The 16,432-nt window shown below is 68.7% G+C and carries 12 protein-coding genes and 1 pseudogene; 4 read left to right on the top strand and 9 right to left on the bottom strand.

Features of this window, described 5'->3' with window-relative positions; all coding sequences use genetic code 11:
- Positions 1 to 12: 12 nt before the first annotated feature.
- Positions 13 to 1,198, bottom strand: a pseudogene (locus tag LK409_RS05175) (MFS transporter).
- Positions 1,199 to 1,270: 72 nt separating this feature from the next.
- The gene (locus tag LK409_RS05180) at positions 1,271 to 1,843 is read right to left on the bottom strand and encodes a chorismate--pyruvate lyase family protein (protein WP_010926548.1); all 573 of its coding nucleotides are present in this window, start codon (positions 1,841 to 1,843) and stop codon (positions 1,271 to 1,273) included.
- A gap of 59 nt (positions 1,844 to 1,902) precedes the next feature.
- Between LK409_RS05180 and LK409_RS05185 the strand changes: the two genes are divergently transcribed.
- Entirely contained in the window at positions 1,903 to 2,634 is a 732-nt protein-coding gene (locus LK409_RS05185) for a pseudouridine synthase (RefSeq protein ID WP_010928042.1), read from the top strand.
- Between the two features lie 51 nt (positions 2,635 to 2,685).
- On the opposite strand, the gene LK409_RS05190 is transcribed toward LK409_RS05185, so the two are convergent.
- Positions 2,686 to 3,621, bottom strand: a complete 936-nt coding sequence (locus tag LK409_RS05190; protein WP_225665747.1) for a LysR family transcriptional regulator — start codon at positions 3,619 to 3,621, stop codon at positions 2,686 to 2,688.
- Positions 3,622 to 3,853: 232 nt separating this feature from the next.
- On the opposite strand from LK409_RS05190, the gene LK409_RS05195 reads away from it, so the two are divergent.
- From LK409_RS05195 to LK409_RS05205, 3 genes are read left to right on the top strand one after another with little or no spacing between them, the layout of a single operon-like run.
- The gene (locus tag LK409_RS05195) at positions 3,854 to 5,044 is read left to right on the top strand and encodes an efflux RND transporter periplasmic adaptor subunit (RefSeq protein WP_010928043.1); all 1,191 of its coding nucleotides are present in this window, start codon (positions 3,854 to 3,856) and stop codon (positions 5,042 to 5,044) included.
- A 12-nt stretch (positions 5,045 to 5,056) separates the two neighbouring features.
- A complete protein-coding gene (locus LK409_RS05200; RefSeq protein ID WP_010928044.1) occupies positions 5,057 to 8,236 on the top strand; it encodes an efflux RND transporter permease subunit in 3,180 nt (1,059 codons plus the stop codon).
- The gene (locus tag LK409_RS05205; protein ID WP_010928045.1) at positions 8,233 to 9,699 is read left to right on the top strand and encodes an efflux transporter outer membrane subunit; all 1,467 of its coding nucleotides are present in this window, start codon (positions 8,233 to 8,235) and stop codon (positions 9,697 to 9,699) included. Before LK409_RS05200 ends, LK409_RS05205 begins: the two co-directional genes overlap by 4 nt.
- A gap of 69 nt (positions 9,700 to 9,768) precedes the next feature.
- On the opposite strand, the gene LK409_RS05210 is transcribed toward LK409_RS05205, so the two are convergent.
- The 6 genes from LK409_RS05210 to LK409_RS05235 all read right to left on the bottom strand — a co-directional run bounded on the left by LK409_RS05210 (position 9,769) and on the right by LK409_RS05235 (position 16,366).
- Positions 9,769 to 10,020 (bottom strand): GlsB/YeaQ/YmgE family stress response membrane protein, encoded by a 252-nt coding sequence (locus LK409_RS05210; RefSeq protein WP_003811953.1) that lies wholly within the window; start codon positions 10,018 to 10,020, stop codon positions 9,769 to 9,771.
- Positions 10,021 to 10,165: 145 nt separating this feature from the next.
- Positions 10,166 to 10,780 carry an SCO family protein gene (locus LK409_RS05215; protein ID WP_041937147.1) on the bottom strand — a complete coding sequence of 205 codons (615 nt, stop codon included), beginning with the start codon at positions 10,778 to 10,780 and terminating at the stop codon, positions 10,166 to 10,168.
- Between the two features lie 170 nt (positions 10,781 to 10,950).
- On the bottom strand, positions 10,951 to 13,065 hold the full coding sequence (locus LK409_RS05220) for a M3 family metallopeptidase (protein ID WP_010928047.1): 2,115 nt from the start codon (positions 13,063 to 13,065) through the stop codon (positions 10,951 to 10,953).
- A 75-nt stretch (positions 13,066 to 13,140) separates the two neighbouring features.
- On the bottom strand, positions 13,141 to 13,992 hold the full coding sequence (gene folD / locus LK409_RS05225) for a bifunctional methylenetetrahydrofolate dehydrogenase/methenyltetrahydrofolate cyclohydrolase FolD (protein WP_003811948.1): 852 nt from the start codon (positions 13,990 to 13,992) through the stop codon (positions 13,141 to 13,143).
- The gene (locus LK409_RS05230; RefSeq protein WP_003811946.1) at positions 13,989 to 14,615 is read right to left on the bottom strand and encodes a response regulator transcription factor; all 627 of its coding nucleotides are present in this window, start codon (positions 14,613 to 14,615) and stop codon (positions 13,989 to 13,991) included. The genes folD and LK409_RS05230 overlap by 4 nt, the downstream gene beginning before the upstream one ends.
- Positions 14,612 to 16,366 carry a PAS domain-containing sensor histidine kinase gene (locus tag LK409_RS05235; RefSeq protein ID WP_010928048.1) on the bottom strand — a complete coding sequence of 585 codons (1,755 nt, stop codon included), beginning with the start codon at positions 16,364 to 16,366 and terminating at the stop codon, positions 14,612 to 14,614. The genes LK409_RS05230 and LK409_RS05235 overlap by 4 nt, the downstream gene beginning before the upstream one ends.
- Between the last annotated feature and the right edge of the window lie 66 nt (positions 16,367 to 16,432).

Below are 16,432 nucleotides of genomic sequence, written 5' to 3' on the forward strand. Positions count from 1 at the left end.
CGGCGCGCCGGATCAGCCGCGCGCCTTGCGTTCTTGCCAGGCCAGCAGCAGCAGGACGGCGGCGGCGGCGGGAAAGACCGTCAGATTGACGATGGACCAGCCGCCATGGGCCAGCAGCTGGCCGGACGAGAACGAAGCGGCGGCCACGCAGCCGAATACCAGCAGGTCGTTGAGCGCCTGGACGCGCAGGCGTTCGTGCGGCTCGCAACAGTCGGCCAGCATGGCTGGTGGCGCCGATGAAGCCGAGGTTCCAGCCCACGCCCAGCAGGACCAGCACGGCCCAGAAATGCGGCACGCTCAGGCCGGTCAGCGAGACGCCGGCCGCGGCCAGCATCAGCGCCAGGCCCAGCGCGGTGACCGGCAGCTTGCCGAAACGCTCGATCAGCCGGCCGGTGACGAAGCTGGGGGCATACATGGCCAGCACATGCCATTGGATGCCCAGGGCGGCGGCGGCGACGCTGTGGCCGCAGCCGACCATGGCCAGCGGGGCGGCGGTCATGACCAGGCTCATCAAGCCGAACGACACCACGCCGGCCGCGGCCGCGATGATGAAGCGCGGCGTGCGCGCGATGCGCGCCAGGGGCCGGCCGGCCTGCGCCGCGGCCAGGCCCACCGGCACCGCGCGCAGCCGGCTGACGACGCCCAGTGCCAGCAGCGCCAGCGCGGCCTGCGAGACGAAGCTGCCGGCAAAGGGCGCGGCGGGCCACAGGTTGCGGGTCCAGATGGCGGCATTGGTGCCCAGCACCGCCGCCACCAGGCCGGCGCTCATGATGGCCGAAATGGCGCGCGGCCGGTGCTCGGGGCGGACCCCGTCGGTGACGGCGTGGCGGTAGCTCTGCACGTAGGCGCCGTACAGGCCGGCCAGCGCCGTGCCGGTACAGAACAGCGCGAACCGGCCGCTCCAGATGCCCCAGGCGGCCAGCAGGCCGCCCAGCAGGCCCAGCAGGGCGCCCAACTGGTAGCCGCCGCGCCGGCCGCGGCGGCGCATCATGGCGGCCGCGGGCAGGATGCCGGCGGCCAGGCCGAGGTTGTACAGGCTGACCGGCAGCGTCGCCAGCCCCGGGTCGCCGGCCAGCATCTGGCCCACCAGCCCGCCCATCGAGATGACGATGGCCGGGCTGGCTCCGCCCAGCGCCTGCGCACAGCTGAGCAGGCGCGTGTTGCGGCGGATATTCGGCGATTCGGCGGTCGTGGTCATGGGCACCTGGCGCGAACAGGGCGCGGCAGGCCGCCGCGCAACCCTGATTCTGCGTCAAAACCGCCCGCGGCGTCAGCGCGGCGCGACAGGCGCGCGCGCCAGCGACCAGAAGGCGGGCAGGAAGCACTCGGCCACCAGCAGCGGCTGGCCGGCGCGCCAGAAGGCGGAGCGGCGCGCCCACAGCGCCGGCTCGGGGCCGCCGGCCGGCGCGCGCGCGATGGCGGTGGCATGGAAGGGCACGCCGGCGGCCAGCCGGCGGCATACGAAGACCGAACGATGGATGCCGGGATCGTGGTACAGCATGTCGGCCAGCGGGCGCGTCAGCAGGCGCCGCATGCCCTGCCAGACGCCATGCGAGGCGCGCAGCGGCGTGAGGCTGCGCGCCACGACGCTGTCCACGCCGTCGATCGACATCAGCACTTCGCGCACCCAGACCGGGCTTTGCGCGGCGATGCGCATGCCGTCGGCCTCGTCGCGGGGCGCGCCGGTCGGGTACTCTGCCAGCACGCGCAGGCGTACGTGGCCCAGCTGGCGCAGGCCGGCGGTGAGCGCGCCGGGACGGAACAGCCAATACTTGCGCAAGGGATCCAGCGTCGAGGGCGCGGCGGGCAGCCAGCCGCGCGCAAGGGGAATGGGGGTGGTCATGGCTGTGTATTATGCCAAGCCGGCGCGGCGCCCGTGAGGCAGGCTCTACAATACGCGCCATGGAAAAAGTACGCATCTCCAAGCTGATGTCCGAGCGCGGGCTCTGTTCGCGCCGCGAGGCCGACAGCTATATCGAACGGGGCTGGGTGCGCGTCGACGGCGTGGTGGTGTCCGAGCTGGGCGCGCGCGCCTTTCCCGATCAGGCCATCACGCTGGAGCGCGCCGCGGCCGCGCGCCAGACCGCGCGTGTCACCATCTTGCTGCACAAGCCCGTGGGCTATGTATCGGGACAGGCCGAGAAAGGCTACACCCCGGCGGTGGCGCTGATCGACGCGCGCTCGCGCCATGCGGGCGACCGCGCGCCCCTGCGCTTCGAGCGTGGCCAGCTGCAGGGCCTGGCCGTGGCCGGGCGGCTCGACATCGACTCGCAGGGCTTGCTGGTCCTCACGCAGGATGGCCGTATCGCCAAGAAGCTGATCGGCGAAGACTCCGAGGTCGACAAGGAATACCTGGTACGGGTGCAGGGCCGCCTGTCCGAGGCGGGGCTGGCGCTGCTCAACCACGGCCTGTCGCTGGACGGCAAGCCATTGCGCCCCGCCCAGGTGCGCTGGCAGAACGCCGACCAGCTGCGGTTCGTGCTGCGCGAGGGCAAGAAACGCCAGATTCGCCGCATGTGCGAGCTGGTGGGGCTGCGGGTGGTGGGCTTGAAACGGGTGCGCATCGGCCGGGTGTCGCTGGGCGACCTGCCGGTGGGCCAATGGCGCTATCTGCGCGCCGACGAACGCTTCTGAGCGACGTAACCGTTTCAGTCGATTTCCAAGCGGCCGCCGCCGGCCCGGCGATTAACGCAAATTTAAAAACGCCGGGTTATTCTGGCCTGCCAGTGTCTTGTTGCTCAGACGCTCCATCAGGAATTCCACGAAGATGCGGGTCTTGGCCGGCAGCATGCGGGTGTCCGTGACCGCGTAGACCGGGAACGGCCCGGCCAGCCAATCGGGCAGGATGCGCTTGAGACGGCCCGATTCGATGTCCTCGCGCACATTGCCCATGGGCGCCAGGATCGCGATGCCGGCGCCCAGCGTGGCCAGGTTGCGCACCATCGACACGCTGTTGACCGAAAAGCGGTTGCCCGGGGTGATCTCGACGTGGCGCTCGCCGCTGTTCAGGGGCCAGCGCGTGACGCGGCCCGTGCCGGCGCGGAACTGAATGCATTCGTGGCGGGGCAGGTCATCGGGGTGTTGCGGTTCGCCGTGGCGCGCCAGGTAATCGGGCGACGCATACAGGTGGGCCGGCAGCACGCCCAGCAGGCGGGCGATGTGGGTGGAGTCGGGCAGATCGCCGATTTCGATCGACACATCGCAGGTCTGGAAAACCCGCTCGGCGTGCTCGGGGCTGGCCAGGTCCAGGTAGAAGGTGACCTCGGGGTAGCGGCGCGAGAACTCCGTGAACGCCTCGGACAGGAAGTCGGTGCCGAAGTCGGCCGGCATGTTCACGCGCAGCGGACCGGACGGCGTCTCGACCAGGTTCTGCAGCTCTTCATGGGCGATGCGGGCTTCGGCCACGATGCGCTGGCAGCGCTCGAAGTAAAGCTGCCCGGCTTCGGTCAGCTCGACCCGGCGCGTGGTGCGGCTGAGCAGCCTCAGGCCGACCGAACGCTCCAGTTCGGCCACCTGGCGCGACAGGGTGGATTTGGGAATGGCCAGGTTCTCGGCGGCGCGGCTGAAGCTGAGCGTCCTGGCCACTTCGACGAAGAGCTCCATGCCTTGCAAACGGTTCATGGCGGATGGTGAGAGGGCGGAATATGAAATTGTCCCATATTTGGAATGATGTTTTCGAAAACAAGTTGTTTGTTTCCACCGCGGGATAACGCAAAATGCTCGTTTTGCAGCGCAGCACCAAGCCGGCCGGCAAACCCGCATGGCGGAGGCGGTGTGTTTCCTTTTATGCGTTGTGGCGCGCAACGGGTGCGCACAGGCATCCCGGCGCTTGGTTTGAATGGAAAGGCAAGCTATGAAGAATAACTATCTGGTCGGGCGCGGCATCGCCGCGCTTTCCTTGGCGGCATTGACCCTGACGCTGGCCGCATGCGGCAAGGAACAGCAGGCGGCGCAGCAAGGCGGGCAACCGCAGGTCGGGGTGGTCACCCTGAAAACCCAGTCGGTGGCGCTGTTCAGCGAATTGCCTGGCCGCACCGCCGCCTACCGCATCGCCGAAGTGTGTCCGCAGGTCAGCGGCATCGTCCAGAAGCGCCTGTTCACTGAAGGCGGCGAAGTCGCCGCCGGCCAGCAGCTCTACCAGATCGATCCGGCGCTGTACCAGGCCGAGGTCGACAGCCGGCGGGCCGCGCTGGCGCGCGTCCAGGCGCAGCTGAAGACCGCCACCTTGCTGGTGCAGCGCTACAAGCCGCTGGTCGATACGCGGGCGGTCAGCCGGCAGGCCTACGATGACGCGGTCGCCGCGCGCGACCAGGCCTCGGCCGACGTCCTGGCGGCCAAGGCTGCGCTGGACACCGCGCGCATCAACCTGGTCTATACCAAGGTGCTGGCGCCGATCGGCGGCATCATCGGCCGCTCCAACGTCACCGAAGGCGCGCTGGTGACGGCAAACCAGAGCGCGGCGGTCGCGGCGGTCCAGCAGATCGACCCCATCTACGTCGACGTGACGCAGTCCAGCGTGCAGCTGCTGCGCCTGAAAAGCGCCCTGGACAGCGGTTTGCTGCAGCGCGAGGCTGGCGAGCAGTCGGCGCGCGTGACGCTGACGCTGGAAGACGGCACGCAGTACGACCAGGACGGCAAGCTGCAATTCTCGGAGGTCACCGTCGACCCGGGCACCGGCTCGGTGCTGCTGCGCGCCGTGTTCCCCAATCCGCAGCGCAAGCTGCTGCCGGGGATGTTCGTGCGCGCCCGGCTGGCCGAGGGCGTAGCGTCCGAGGGCCTGCTGGTGCCGCAGCGCGGCGTCACGCGCAACCAGCGCGGCCTGCCCACCGCGCTGGTGGTCAACGTCGAGAACAAGGTCGAACTGCGCACGCTCAAGACCGACCGCGCCATCGGCGACCAATGGCTGGTGAGCAGCGGCCTGGCCGCCGGCGACCGCGTGATCGTCGAAGGCCTGCAATCCGTGCGTCCAGGCGCCGAGGTCAAGGCGGCCGAATGGAGTCCGCCCGCATCCAAGGCCGCCGCGCAACCGGCCGCCGCGAAGTAAGGGAGTTCCCGCATGACAAAGTTTTTCATCGACAGGCCGGTGTTCGCCTGGGTGATCGCGATTGTGCTGATGATGGCCGGCGCGCTCTCCATCCTGAGCCTGCCGGTCGCGCAATATCCGAACATCGCGCCGCCCGCCATCAGCATCAACGTGACCTATCCTGGCGCCTCGGCCCAGACCGTGCAGGACACGGTGGTGCAGGTCATCGAGCAGCAGATGAACGGCATCGACAACCTGCAGTATATCTCGTCGGAAAGCAATTCCGACGGCAGCATGTCGATCACGCTCACGTTCTCGCAGGGCACCAACCCGGATACGGCGCAGGTGCAGGTGCAGAACAAGCTGGCGGTGGCCCAGCCGCTGCTGCCGCTGGAAGTGCAGCAGCAGGGCATCCGCGTCACCAAGGCCACCAAGAACTTCCTGATCGTCGCCGGCTTCGTGTCCACCGACGGCACCATGGACAAGTCCGACCTGGCCGACTACGTGGCCTCGTACATCCAGGACCCGATCAGCCGCACGCCCGGCGTGGGCGACTTCCAGCTGTTCGGCGCGCCATACGCCATGCGCATATGGATCAGCCCCGAGAAACTGGTCAATTTCGGCCTGACCGCCTCCGACGTCACCACCGCGATCCGCGAGCAGAACGTGCAGGTCTCGTCCGGGCAGCTGGGCGGCCAGCCGGCGGTGCGCGGCCAGCAGCTCAACGCCACGGTGATCGGACCGTCGCGGCTGCAGACCCCGGAAGCCTTCGGCCGCATCCTGCTCAAGGTCAATAGCGACGGCTCGCAGGTGCGCCTGAAGGACGTGGCCAGCATCGAGCTGGGCGCGCAGACGTACGCCATCGACAGCTATTACAACGGCAAGCCCGCCTCGGGCCTGGCCATCAAGCTGGCCAGCGGCGCCAACGCGCTCGATACCGCCCAGGCGGTGCGCGAGACCATCAACGGCCTCAAGCCGTACTTCCCGCCGGGCATGGACGTGGTGTATCCGTACGACACCACGCCGTTCGTCAGCCTGTCGATCGAGGGCGTGGTCAAGACGCTGTTCGAAGCGGTGCTGCTGGTCTTCCTGGTGATGTACCTGTTCCTGCAGAACGTGCGCGCCACGCTCATCCCCACGCTGGCCGTGCCGGTGGTGCTGCTGGGCACGTTCGGGGTGCTGGCGGCGTTCGGCTATTCGATCAACACGCTGACCATGTTCGGCATGGTGCTGGCCATCGGCCTGCTGGTCGACGACGCCATCGTGGTGGTCGAGAACGTCGAGCGCGTGATGGCCGAGGAGGGGCTGTCGCCCAGGCAGGCCACCCGCAAGTCGATGAGCCAGATCACCGGCGCGCTGATCGGTATCGCCATGGTGCTGGCGGTGGTGTTCGTGCCCATGGCGTTCTTCGGCGGTTCCACCGGGGTGATCTATCGCCAGTTCTCCATCACCATTGTTTCGTCCATGGTGCTGTCGGTGGTGGTGGCCATTGTCTTCACGCCGGCGCTGTGCGCCACCATGCTCAAACCCATCCCGAAGGGCCACCATGGCTCCAAGAAGGGCTTTTTCGGCAGGTTCAACCGCACCTTCGAGCGTTCCAGCCAGGCCTATGCCAACAACGTGGCCCGCAGCATGGGGCGCACCAAGCGCCTGTTGCTGATCTACGTGGTGATCCTGCTGGGCATGGCTTGGATGTTCATGCGCATTCCCACCGCGTTCCTGCCGGACGAAGACCAGGGCATCCTGTTCGCCCAGGTGCAGGCGCCGGCCGGCGCCACCAGCGAGCGCACCCAGGCCACCATCGACGCGGCGGTCAAGTACCTGCTGGAAGACGAGAAGGAGTCGGTGGCCTCGGTGTTCGCGGTCAACGGCTTTAGCTTCGGCGGCCGCGGGCAGAACGCCGCCATCCTGTTCATCAAGCTGCGCGACTGGAACGAACGCAAGGGCGCCGAGCACCGCGCCGCCGCGGTGGCCGCGCGCGCCAATGCCAAGTTCCGCGCCGAGTTGCGCGACGCGCAGGCGGCCGTGTTCGTGCCGCCCGCGGTGATGGAGCTGGGCAACGCCACCGGCTTCGACTTCCAGCTGCAGGACCGCGCCGGCGTCGGCCACGAGAAGCTGCTGGCGGCGCGCAACCAGCTGCTGCAAGAGGCCGGCGCAAGTCCCATGCTGGTGGCCGTGCGCCCCAACGGCATCGAGGACGCGCCGCAGTACCAGCTGGACATCGACCGCGAGAAGGCGCGCGCGCTCGGCGTGTCGATCACCGAGATCAACAACACGCTGGCCACCGCCTGGGGCTCGTCCTACGTCAATGATTTCATCGACCGCGGCCGGGTCAAGAAGGTGTTCGTGCAGGGCGAGGCATCGTCGCGCATGCTGCCGCAGGACCTGGACAAATGGTACGTGCGCAACAACGCGGGCGACATGGTGCCGTTCTCGGCCTTCTCGTCGGCGCAATGGACCTTCGGGCCGCAGAAGCTGAACCGCTACAACGGCGTGCCGTCGTACAACATCCAGGGCCAGGCCGCGCCGGGCTACAGCTCGGGCGACGCCATGGCCGAGATGGAGCGGCTGGCCGACAAGCTGCCGCTGGGCATCGGCTACGACTGGACCGGCCTGTCGTTCGAGGAGCGCCTGTCGGGCGCGCAGGCGCCGGCGCTGTACGCGATCTCGCTGATCGTGGTGTTCCTGTGCCTGGCCGCGCTCTATGAAAGCTGGAGCATTCCCACCGCGGTGATGCTGGTGGTGCCGCTGGGCGTGGTGGGGGCCTTGCTGGCCACCCTGACGCGGGGCCTGTCCAACGACGTGTACTTCCAGGTGGGGCTGCTGACCACCATCGGGCTGGCCGCCAAGAACGCCATCCTGATCGTGGAGTTCGCCAAGGAGCACTACGAGGAGGGCGCCAGCCTGACCGAGGCGGCGGTGCACGCCGCGCGCCAGCGTCTGCGCCCCATCCTGATGACGTCGCTGGCGTTCATCCTGGGCGTGGTGCCGCTGGCCATCTCCACGGGCGCCGGCTCGGGCAGCCAGAACGCCATCGGCACGGGCGTGATCGGCGGCATGCTCACCGGCACCTTCCTGGCGATCTTCTTCGTGCCCCTGTTCTTTGTCCTTACCCTGCGCCTGTTCAAGGTCAAGCGCGCCTCGGAGAACCGCGAGGACGACGACCCGCATGGCGGCGCCCAGCCGGCCACGCACGGAGGACAGCCGCAATGAAACCTGCCGTCATGAGAACCTTGTTGTCCCTTGCCGTGGCCACGGCCCTGGCCGGCTGCTCGCTGGCGCCCACCTACGAGCGCCCGCAGGCGCCGGTCGACGCGGCCTATCCGTCCGGCCCGGCCTACGGCGCGCCGGGCCAGGCCGCCGCGGGCGCGCCGGCCGCCGCCGACGTGGGCTGGCGCGACTTCTTCGGCGACCCGCTGCTGCAGGAACTGCTGGCGCTGTCGCTGGCCAACAACCGCGACCTGCGGGTCGCCGCGCTCAACGTGGAGGCGGCGCGCGCGCAGTACCGCATCCAGCGCGCCGATCTCGCGCCCAGCGTGGGCGTGGGCGGCACCGGCTCGGTGCAGCGCACCCCGGCCGACCTCAACCCGAGCGGACAGGCCGGCATCAGCCGCAGCTATCAGGTCGGCGCCAGCCTGTCGACCTGGGAGCTGGACCTGTTCGGGCGCATCCGCAGCCTCAGCGAGCAGGCGCTGCAGCTCTATCTGGCCCAGGACGAAACGCGCCTGGCCACCCAGCTGACGCTGGTGGCCGAGACCGCCAACGCCTACCTGACCCTGCGCGCCGACCAGGAACTGCTGGCGCTGACGCGCCAGACGCTGGTGGCCCAGCAGGAGTCGTACAAGCTGACCCGCCAGAGCTACGACCTGGGCGTGGCGACCGAACTGGACCTGAGCCAGGCCGAGATTTCGCTGCGCACCGCCGAGCGCAATCTGTCGCAGTACACGCGCATGGCGGCGCAGGACCGCAACGCGCTGGTGCTGCTGGTGGGCCAGCCGCTGCCGGCCGGGATCGGCGCGCAGCTGGACCAGGCCGTGGCGCTGCCCGATGGCGTGGTCCTGGCCGACCTGCCGGCGGGCCTGCCGTCGGATCTGCTCGCGCGCCGGCCGGATATCCGCGCGGCGGAGCACCAGCTGCAAGCCGCCAACGCCAGCATCGGCGCGGCGCGCGTGGCGTTCTTCCCGCGCATCAGCCTGACCGGCTCGGCCGGCACGGCCAGCGCCAGCCTGGGCGGCCTGTTCGATGCCGGGTCGGGCGCCTGGAGTTTCGCGCCGCAGATCAGCGTGCCGATCTTCGCGGGCGGGGCGCTGCGCGCCAGCCTGGACCTGGCCAAGATCCAGAAGGATATCGGCATCGCGCGCTACGAGCAGGCCATCCAGAGCGGGTTCCGCGAGGTCTCCGACGCGCTGGCCGGCCGCGGCACATTGCAGGAGCAGATCCGGTCGCAGGAACTGCTGGTGCAGGCCAACCAGCGCGCCTACGACCTGTCGCAGCAGCGTTACCAGCAGGGCATCGACAACTATCTCAGCGTGCTGGATTCGCAGCGTTCGCTGTATACGGCGCAGCAGACGCTGGTCGAGACGCGGCTGGCGCGCCTGTCCAACCTGATCCAGCTCTACAAGGCGCTGGGCGGCGGCTGGTCCGAGCGCACGGTGGCTGCGGCGCAGGCCGGCTGATCGCGCGCGGCCGTCCAAAACAGACAGGCCGGCAAGATGCCGGCCTGTCTGTTTGCGCAGTGGCGGGGGTCAGGCGCGCTTCTTGGCGACCAGGCCCACGACGAACAACACGATGATCGCGCCGACGACCGAACCGATCCAGCCCGCGGGTTCGCCCGGTGCGTACCAGCCCAGTTGCTGGCCCAGGAAACCGGCGACCACCGATCCGATGATGCCCAGGATCGTCGTCATGATGTAGCCCATGTTCTGGTCTCCCGGCATGATGGCCCGGGCGATCAGTCCGACGACAAACCCGACGATGATCATGATGATGATGCTCATACGCGCGCTCCTTCGTGGTGGCGAAATGGTGCGGCCATGATACCCATGGCCGTGCGCCCGACGCTGTAACAACACGTACGACCGCAGGGGATTGCCGCGCGGTGGGGCGCAAAAGCAACAACCGCGCCCTGGGGCGCGGTCCGGATCATTGGGTCTGCGCGATGAGCTGGCGCAGGTCCTTGACCATGGTGTCGATGGTGTCCGTGTCGGAGGCCAGCAGGCGCGCCTTGCCCTGGTTGTCGAAGATATAGACGCCGCGGCTGTGGGTGACGTCGTAGATATCGGCGTCGTCGCCCGGCTTGGGCTTCTCGATCTGGTAGGCCAACCGATAGCGCCGCGCCAGGTCGGCGATCTGCTTTTCGTTGCCGGTCACGCCGATCGCGTTGTTGTTGAACGCATTGACATAGGCCTGCAGGATGTCCGGGGTATCGCGATGCGGGTCGACGCTGACGAACAGGATGCGCACGTCCCTGGCCTGCTCGCCCAGTTGCTGCAGCACCGCCGTCAGTTGCGCCATGGTGGTGGGGCAGACGTCGGGACAGCTGGCGTAGCCGAAGAACAGCAATACCGTCTTGCCCTTGAGGTCGTCGCTGCTGACGGTCTTGCCGTGCGCGCCCGGCAGGCTGAACTTCAGGTCGGGCAGATGGCCCTTGACGTTGTACAGCGACCAATCCGCCGAACGTTCGCTGCACGCCGCCAGCAGCATCAACATCGCCAGGAGCAGGCCGCGCCACGCGCGGCCGGAAAGAGGTGAGTACATGGTAGATACAGCCAGGCGCCGATGCGGCGCGCGCATGAGTGGGAAGGACCTGGGGATTCTACCGCGTCGGGGCGGGAGGGGCGCGGGGGGAGGGGGGCAGAGGTGCCAGTCCGCGTGGGGAGGAGCGTTGGCAGAGGTGCCTGTCCCCGCGGGGACAGGCACCTGAGAGGTCAGGCTTGCATGCCGCTGTGCCGCAGCAGGGCGTCGATGCGGGGTTCGCGGCCGCGGAAGGCGCGGAAGGAGTCGGCGGCGGGGCGGGCGCCGCCGACGGCGAGGATTTCCTTGCGAAAGCGCGCGCCGGTGGCGCCGTCCAGCGTGGTGGCGGCCGGCTCGCCCTGGCGGGCGGCTTCCTCGAAGGCTTCGTACGCGTCGGCCGACAGCACCTCGGCCCACTTGTAGCTGTAGTACCCGGCGCCATAACCGCCGGCAAACAGGTGCGAGAAGCTGTGGGGCAGGCGATGCCACGCGGGCGGGAACAGCACTGCGACTTCCTGGCGCACCTGCTGCAGCAGCGCCAGCACGTCGGCGATGGGCGCGCCTTGCGGGCGGTCGTGCAGCATCATGTCGAACAGCGCGAACTCGATCTGGCGCACGGTCTGCATGCCGCTCTGGAAGTTGCGCGCCGCCACCAGGCGGTCGTAGAGATCGCGCGGCAGCGGCTGGCCGGTTTCGACATGGGCCGACAGCTTCTGCACCACGCTCCATTCCCAGCAGAAGTTCTCCATGAACTGCGACGGCAGTTCGATGGCGTCCCATTCGACGCTGGCGAACGCCGCCGCGCCGGGCTCGTCCACTTCGGACAGCAGGGCGTGCAGCGCGTGGCCGGTTTCGTGGAACAGCGTGATGACGTCATCGTGCGTGAGCAGCGCGGCCTTGTCGCCATTGGGGCGCGAGAAGTTGCAGGTCAGGTAGGCGACCGGCGTCTGCAGATCGCCTTGCACGCTGCGTCGGCTGCGCTCGCTGTCGACCCAGGCGCCGCTTTGCTTGCCGGCGCGCGCGTACAGGTCGAGGTAAAGATGACCCAGCGTCGCGCCGGCCGGGCTTTCGACCCGCACGCCGCGCACGTCGGCATGCCAGGACGACACCGGCACTTCGCGCAGGCGCACGTCGAACAGCGTCTCGATGACCTCGAACAGGCCCGCCAGCACGCGCGGCTCGGTGAAGTACTGCTTGATCTCGTCTTCCGAATAGGCATAGCGCGACTCGCGCAGCCGCTCGGCGGCGAAGGGCACATCCCAGGGCTGCAGCTCGGCCAGGCCCAGCTCGCCGGCGGCGAAGGCCTGCAATTCGGCCAGGTCGCGTTCGGCGTACGGCTTGGCGCGGCGCGCCAGGTCGCGCAGGAAGTCCACGACTTCGGTGGCGTCGCGCGCCATGCGGGTCTGCAGGCGCAGGGCGGCGAAGGTGGGGTACTGCAGCAGCCCGGCTTCGTCGGCGCGCAGCTGCAGCAGTTCTTCGATCAGCGGCGAGTTGTCGTAGGCGGCGTCGCCATGTTCGGACGCGACGGTGCCGTACGCGCGGTACAGGGTTTCGCGCAGGGCGCGGTCGCGCGCGTACTGCATGACGGGCAGGTAGCAGGGCATTTTCAGCGTCAGCTTCCAGCCGGTGGCGCCATCGTCCTCGGCCGCCTTGCGCGCCGCGGCCAGCACGTCGGCCGGGATGCCGTCCAGGCGCGCCTGGTCGTCGACCAGCAGCGACCACGCGTCGATGGCGTCGAGCACGTTCTCGGAGAACTTCTGCGATGCCTGGGCCTCGCGGTCGGAGATCTCGGCGTAGCGTTCGCGCGCGGCCCCTTGCAGCTCGACGCCGCTGAGGCGGAAGTCGCGCAGCGCCAGCTCGACCACGCGGCGGCGCACCGGCGGCCAGGCCGCGAAATCCTCGGCGGCCTGCAGGCGCTGGTACTGGCGATACAGGCCTTCGTGCAGGCCGACCCAGGTGGAGAACTCGGTGACCAGCGGCAGCGCGGCGTTGTAGGCCTCGCGCAGCACGGGCGTGTTGACCACCGCGTTCAGGTGGCCGGCCACCGACCAGGCGCGCCACAGGCGCTCGGATGCGCTGTCCAGGGGCGCCACCACGGCGTCCCAGGTGGCGGGCAGGGCCGGGTCGGCCGCGTGTTCGACCGCCGCGCGGGCGATATCCAGCAGGGCCTGGACGGCCGGCACGATGTGTTCGGGTTTGACGGCGGCGTAGTCGACCAGGTCGGCGACCGGCGCAAGCAGGGGATTCTGGGTCATGGGCTTGGGAATTCCGTGGACGAGCGGGCGCGGCCCGAAGGGCGCGCATGCCATGAGAGTGGGGACGGACGGGCGGATTGCAAGGCGGGCATGCCAGGCGCGGCGCGCCTGGCTGCGTGGGGCAGGGCCTTACGCGGCAGCGCGTTCGGCCGCTTCAACCGTATTGACCAGCAGCATGGCGATGGTCATGGGGCCGACGCCGCCGGGCACCGGCGAGATGGCGCCGGCCACTTCGCGGGCCGAGGCCATGTCGACGTCGCCGCACAACTTGCCGTCGGCGCCGCGGTTGATGCCGACGTCGATGACCACGGCGCCGGGCTTGATCATCGAGCCGTCGATCATGCCGGGCTTGCCGGTGGCCACCACCAGCACGTCGGCGCGGCGCGTCTGGGCGCCCAGGTCGCGGGTCTTGGAGTTGCAGATGGTGATGGTCGCGCCCGCCTGCAGCAGCAGCATCGCCATCGGCTTGCCGACGATATTGCTGGCGCCCACGATGACCGCCTCGGCGCCGCGCAGGGCCACGCCTTCGGATTCGAGCATCTTCATCACGCCGTAGGGCGTGCAGGGGCGAAACAGCGGCTGGCCGGTCATGAGCAGGCCGGCATTGCTGATGTGGAAACCGTCGACGTCCTTCTCGGCGGCAATGGCCTCGATCACCTTGTGCGCGTCCATGTGCCTGGGCAGCGGCAGCTGCACCAGGATGCCGTGGATGGACGGGTCGCGGTTGAGCGCGTCGATGCGTTCGAGCAACTGGGCCTCGGTGAGGTCGGCCGGGTATTGCTCCTTGACCGAATGCAGGCCGGCCTTCTCGCAGGCGGCGACCTTGTTGCGCACATAGACTTGCGAGGCGGGGTCGTCGCCCACCAGCACGACCGCCAGGCCGGGGCGCACGCCCTTGGCCGTCAGCGCCTGCACGCGCTGGGCGACTTCTTCGCGAATGCGCTGCGACAGGGCGGCGCCGTCGATGATGCGTGCGGTCATGCGTGGGCCTCGGGTTTGGCCAGGGCCACTTTCATCAGGTCTGCTACGGTGGTCACTTCAAGTTTTTCCATGATGTTGGCGCGGTGCGCCTCGACGGTCTTGATGCTGATGCCCAGGTCGTCGGCGATCTGCTTGTTCAAGCGGCCGGCGACGATGCGCTCCAGCACCTGTTGCTCGCGCGCCGTCAGGCGGGCAAGCATGGCTTCGTGGTCTTTCTGCGCCTGGAACTTGCTGATCCGCTGCACCGCCTGCTCCAGCATGCGGGCCACGATCTCGCGCAGGTCGGATTCGTTGAACGGCTTTTCCAGGAAGTCCACGGCGCCCTTTTTCATGGTCGACACCGCCATCGGCACGTCGCCGTGGCCGGTGATGAACACGATGGGCAGCGGGGCGTTGCGGGCGATCAGCTGCTCCTGCAGTTCCAGGCCGCTCATGCCCGGCATGCGCACGTCGGCGATCAGCACGCCGATCTGGCTGGCGTCGTACTCGTCCAGGAAATTCTCGCCGCTGGCGTAGGCGCGTACGCGGTAGCCGTTGGCTTCCAGCAGCCAGCGCAGGGAATCGCGCACGGCTTCGTCGTCGTCAACTATGAATACGGTGCTCGACAGGTGGGGCGTGTTCATGCGTGCAACTCCTCGGACTGGTCGTTCTGTGCCTGCGACTGGGGCGTGGCGCAGGGCAGTGTAAAGCGGAAAATGGTGCCGCCGGCAGGATTGGGATCCGCCCACAGACGGCCGTGGTGCGACTCGATAATGGTACGGCAAATGTTCAGCCCCATGCCCAGTCCTTGCGACTTGGTGCTGAAGAACGGTTCGAACAGGCGCTCCGGCTCGGGCAGCCCGTGGCCGCGATCGACCACCGCCACCTCGATGTGCTGCTCGTGCGGGATGACGGCCACTTTCAGCTCGTCGGACTCGCTCTTTTCCATGGCCTCCAGGCCATTCTTGAGCAGGTTCAGCAGCACCTGTTCGATCAGGATGGGGTCGGCCAGCACGTCGGGCGCGTTCGAGGGCACGAAGCGCTCGATGCGGATGCGGCGCTTGCGCGCGTCGATCTCGGCGAACCCGATGGCGTTGTCGACGATGCGGCTGATCGCCACCCGCTGGCGGCGCGGTTCGCTGCGTTTGACGAACTCGCGGATGCGGCTGATGATCTTGCCGGCTCGCTCGGCCTGCGAGGCGGCCTTCTCCAGCGCCGGCAGCAGCATGTTGGGGCTGGTGTGGCCGGCCTTGACCAGCGCCACCGCGCCCATGCTGTAGTTGGCGATGGCGGTCAGCGGCTGGTTCAGCTCGTGCGCCAGCGACGAGGCCATCTCGCCCATGGTGGTCAGGCGGCTGGTGAGCTGGATCTTCTCCTGCTGCACGCGCGAGGCTTCCTCGTGGACGCGGCGCTCGGTGATGTCGCGCGCCACCTGCATGCGCACGCGGCGGCCGTCGGTCCAGGCCAGCATGCGGTGGTGCACCTCGAACCAGCGCTGCACCGAGGGGGCGAGCACCTCCACCGACTCGTCGGTGAAGCGGCCGCGCCGACCGGCCAGCAGCTCGTTGTGGCCGCCGGTCTGGGCGCCGAACACGCGCCGGTAGGTGCGGTTGGCGAACAGCAGTTCCAGTCCGTCGTGGGTGTCGGCGGTGACCGAGATGGCGTCGTCCAGGCCTTCGAGCACGGTCATGAAGCGTTCGTGCGCGGCGGTCAGGGCCTCGCGGATGCGCTTGGGTTCGGTGATGTCGGTCATGGAGGTCATCCAGCCGATCTGGTCGCCGTTGGGGTCGAGCAGGGGCGAGACGTACATGCGCGCCGTGAAGCGCGAGCCGTCGCGGCGCTGCGCCTCGACCTCCAGCCCGCTGCTGGGCGTCTTGCCCGAGGTCAGCACCTCCAGCGTGTGCTGGTGCTGCTCGTGGCGGCCGGGCACCCAGTACGGAAAGGGCGGGCTGCGGCCGATCAGGTCGGCTTCGTTCCAGCCTATCATGCGGCAGAACGCCGGATTGACGTAGGCGATGCGTCCCTCCATATCCAGCACCCGCATGCCGGTGGACATGGAGTTCTCCATCGCGCGGCGAAAGCCCGTCTCGGCGATCAGGGCGGCCTCGGCCTCGGAGCGAAAGCGCGTATAGCGCCACAGCATCAGCAGGCTGATCACGATGACGCAGGACAGCGCCAGCACCACCCAGATCAGCCGCTGCTGGCGCAGCTCCTGGTCGATGGTGACGAACATGACGCTATCGTCGTGGATGCGCTGCAGCCAGAAGAACACGCCCATCACACATATATAGAGGACGAGCACGAGCGCCGGCGTCAGCCAGTACACGCCACGCCTGCGCGCGCGGGCGTGGTCACGGAACGACATCGGAATATTGGACTTGGGCGGGCTGGACATGGACTTCTTGCCGTTGGAGCCGGCATTTTAGAGCCTGTTGCGGCTTGTTGCTTGCCGGGGAAGGGG

It is taken from the genome of Bordetella parapertussis (genome assembly GCF_020735925.1).
In the GTDB taxonomy this organism is placed as follows: Bacteria; Pseudomonadota; Gammaproteobacteria; order Burkholderiales; family Burkholderiaceae_B; genus Bordetella; species Bordetella pertussis.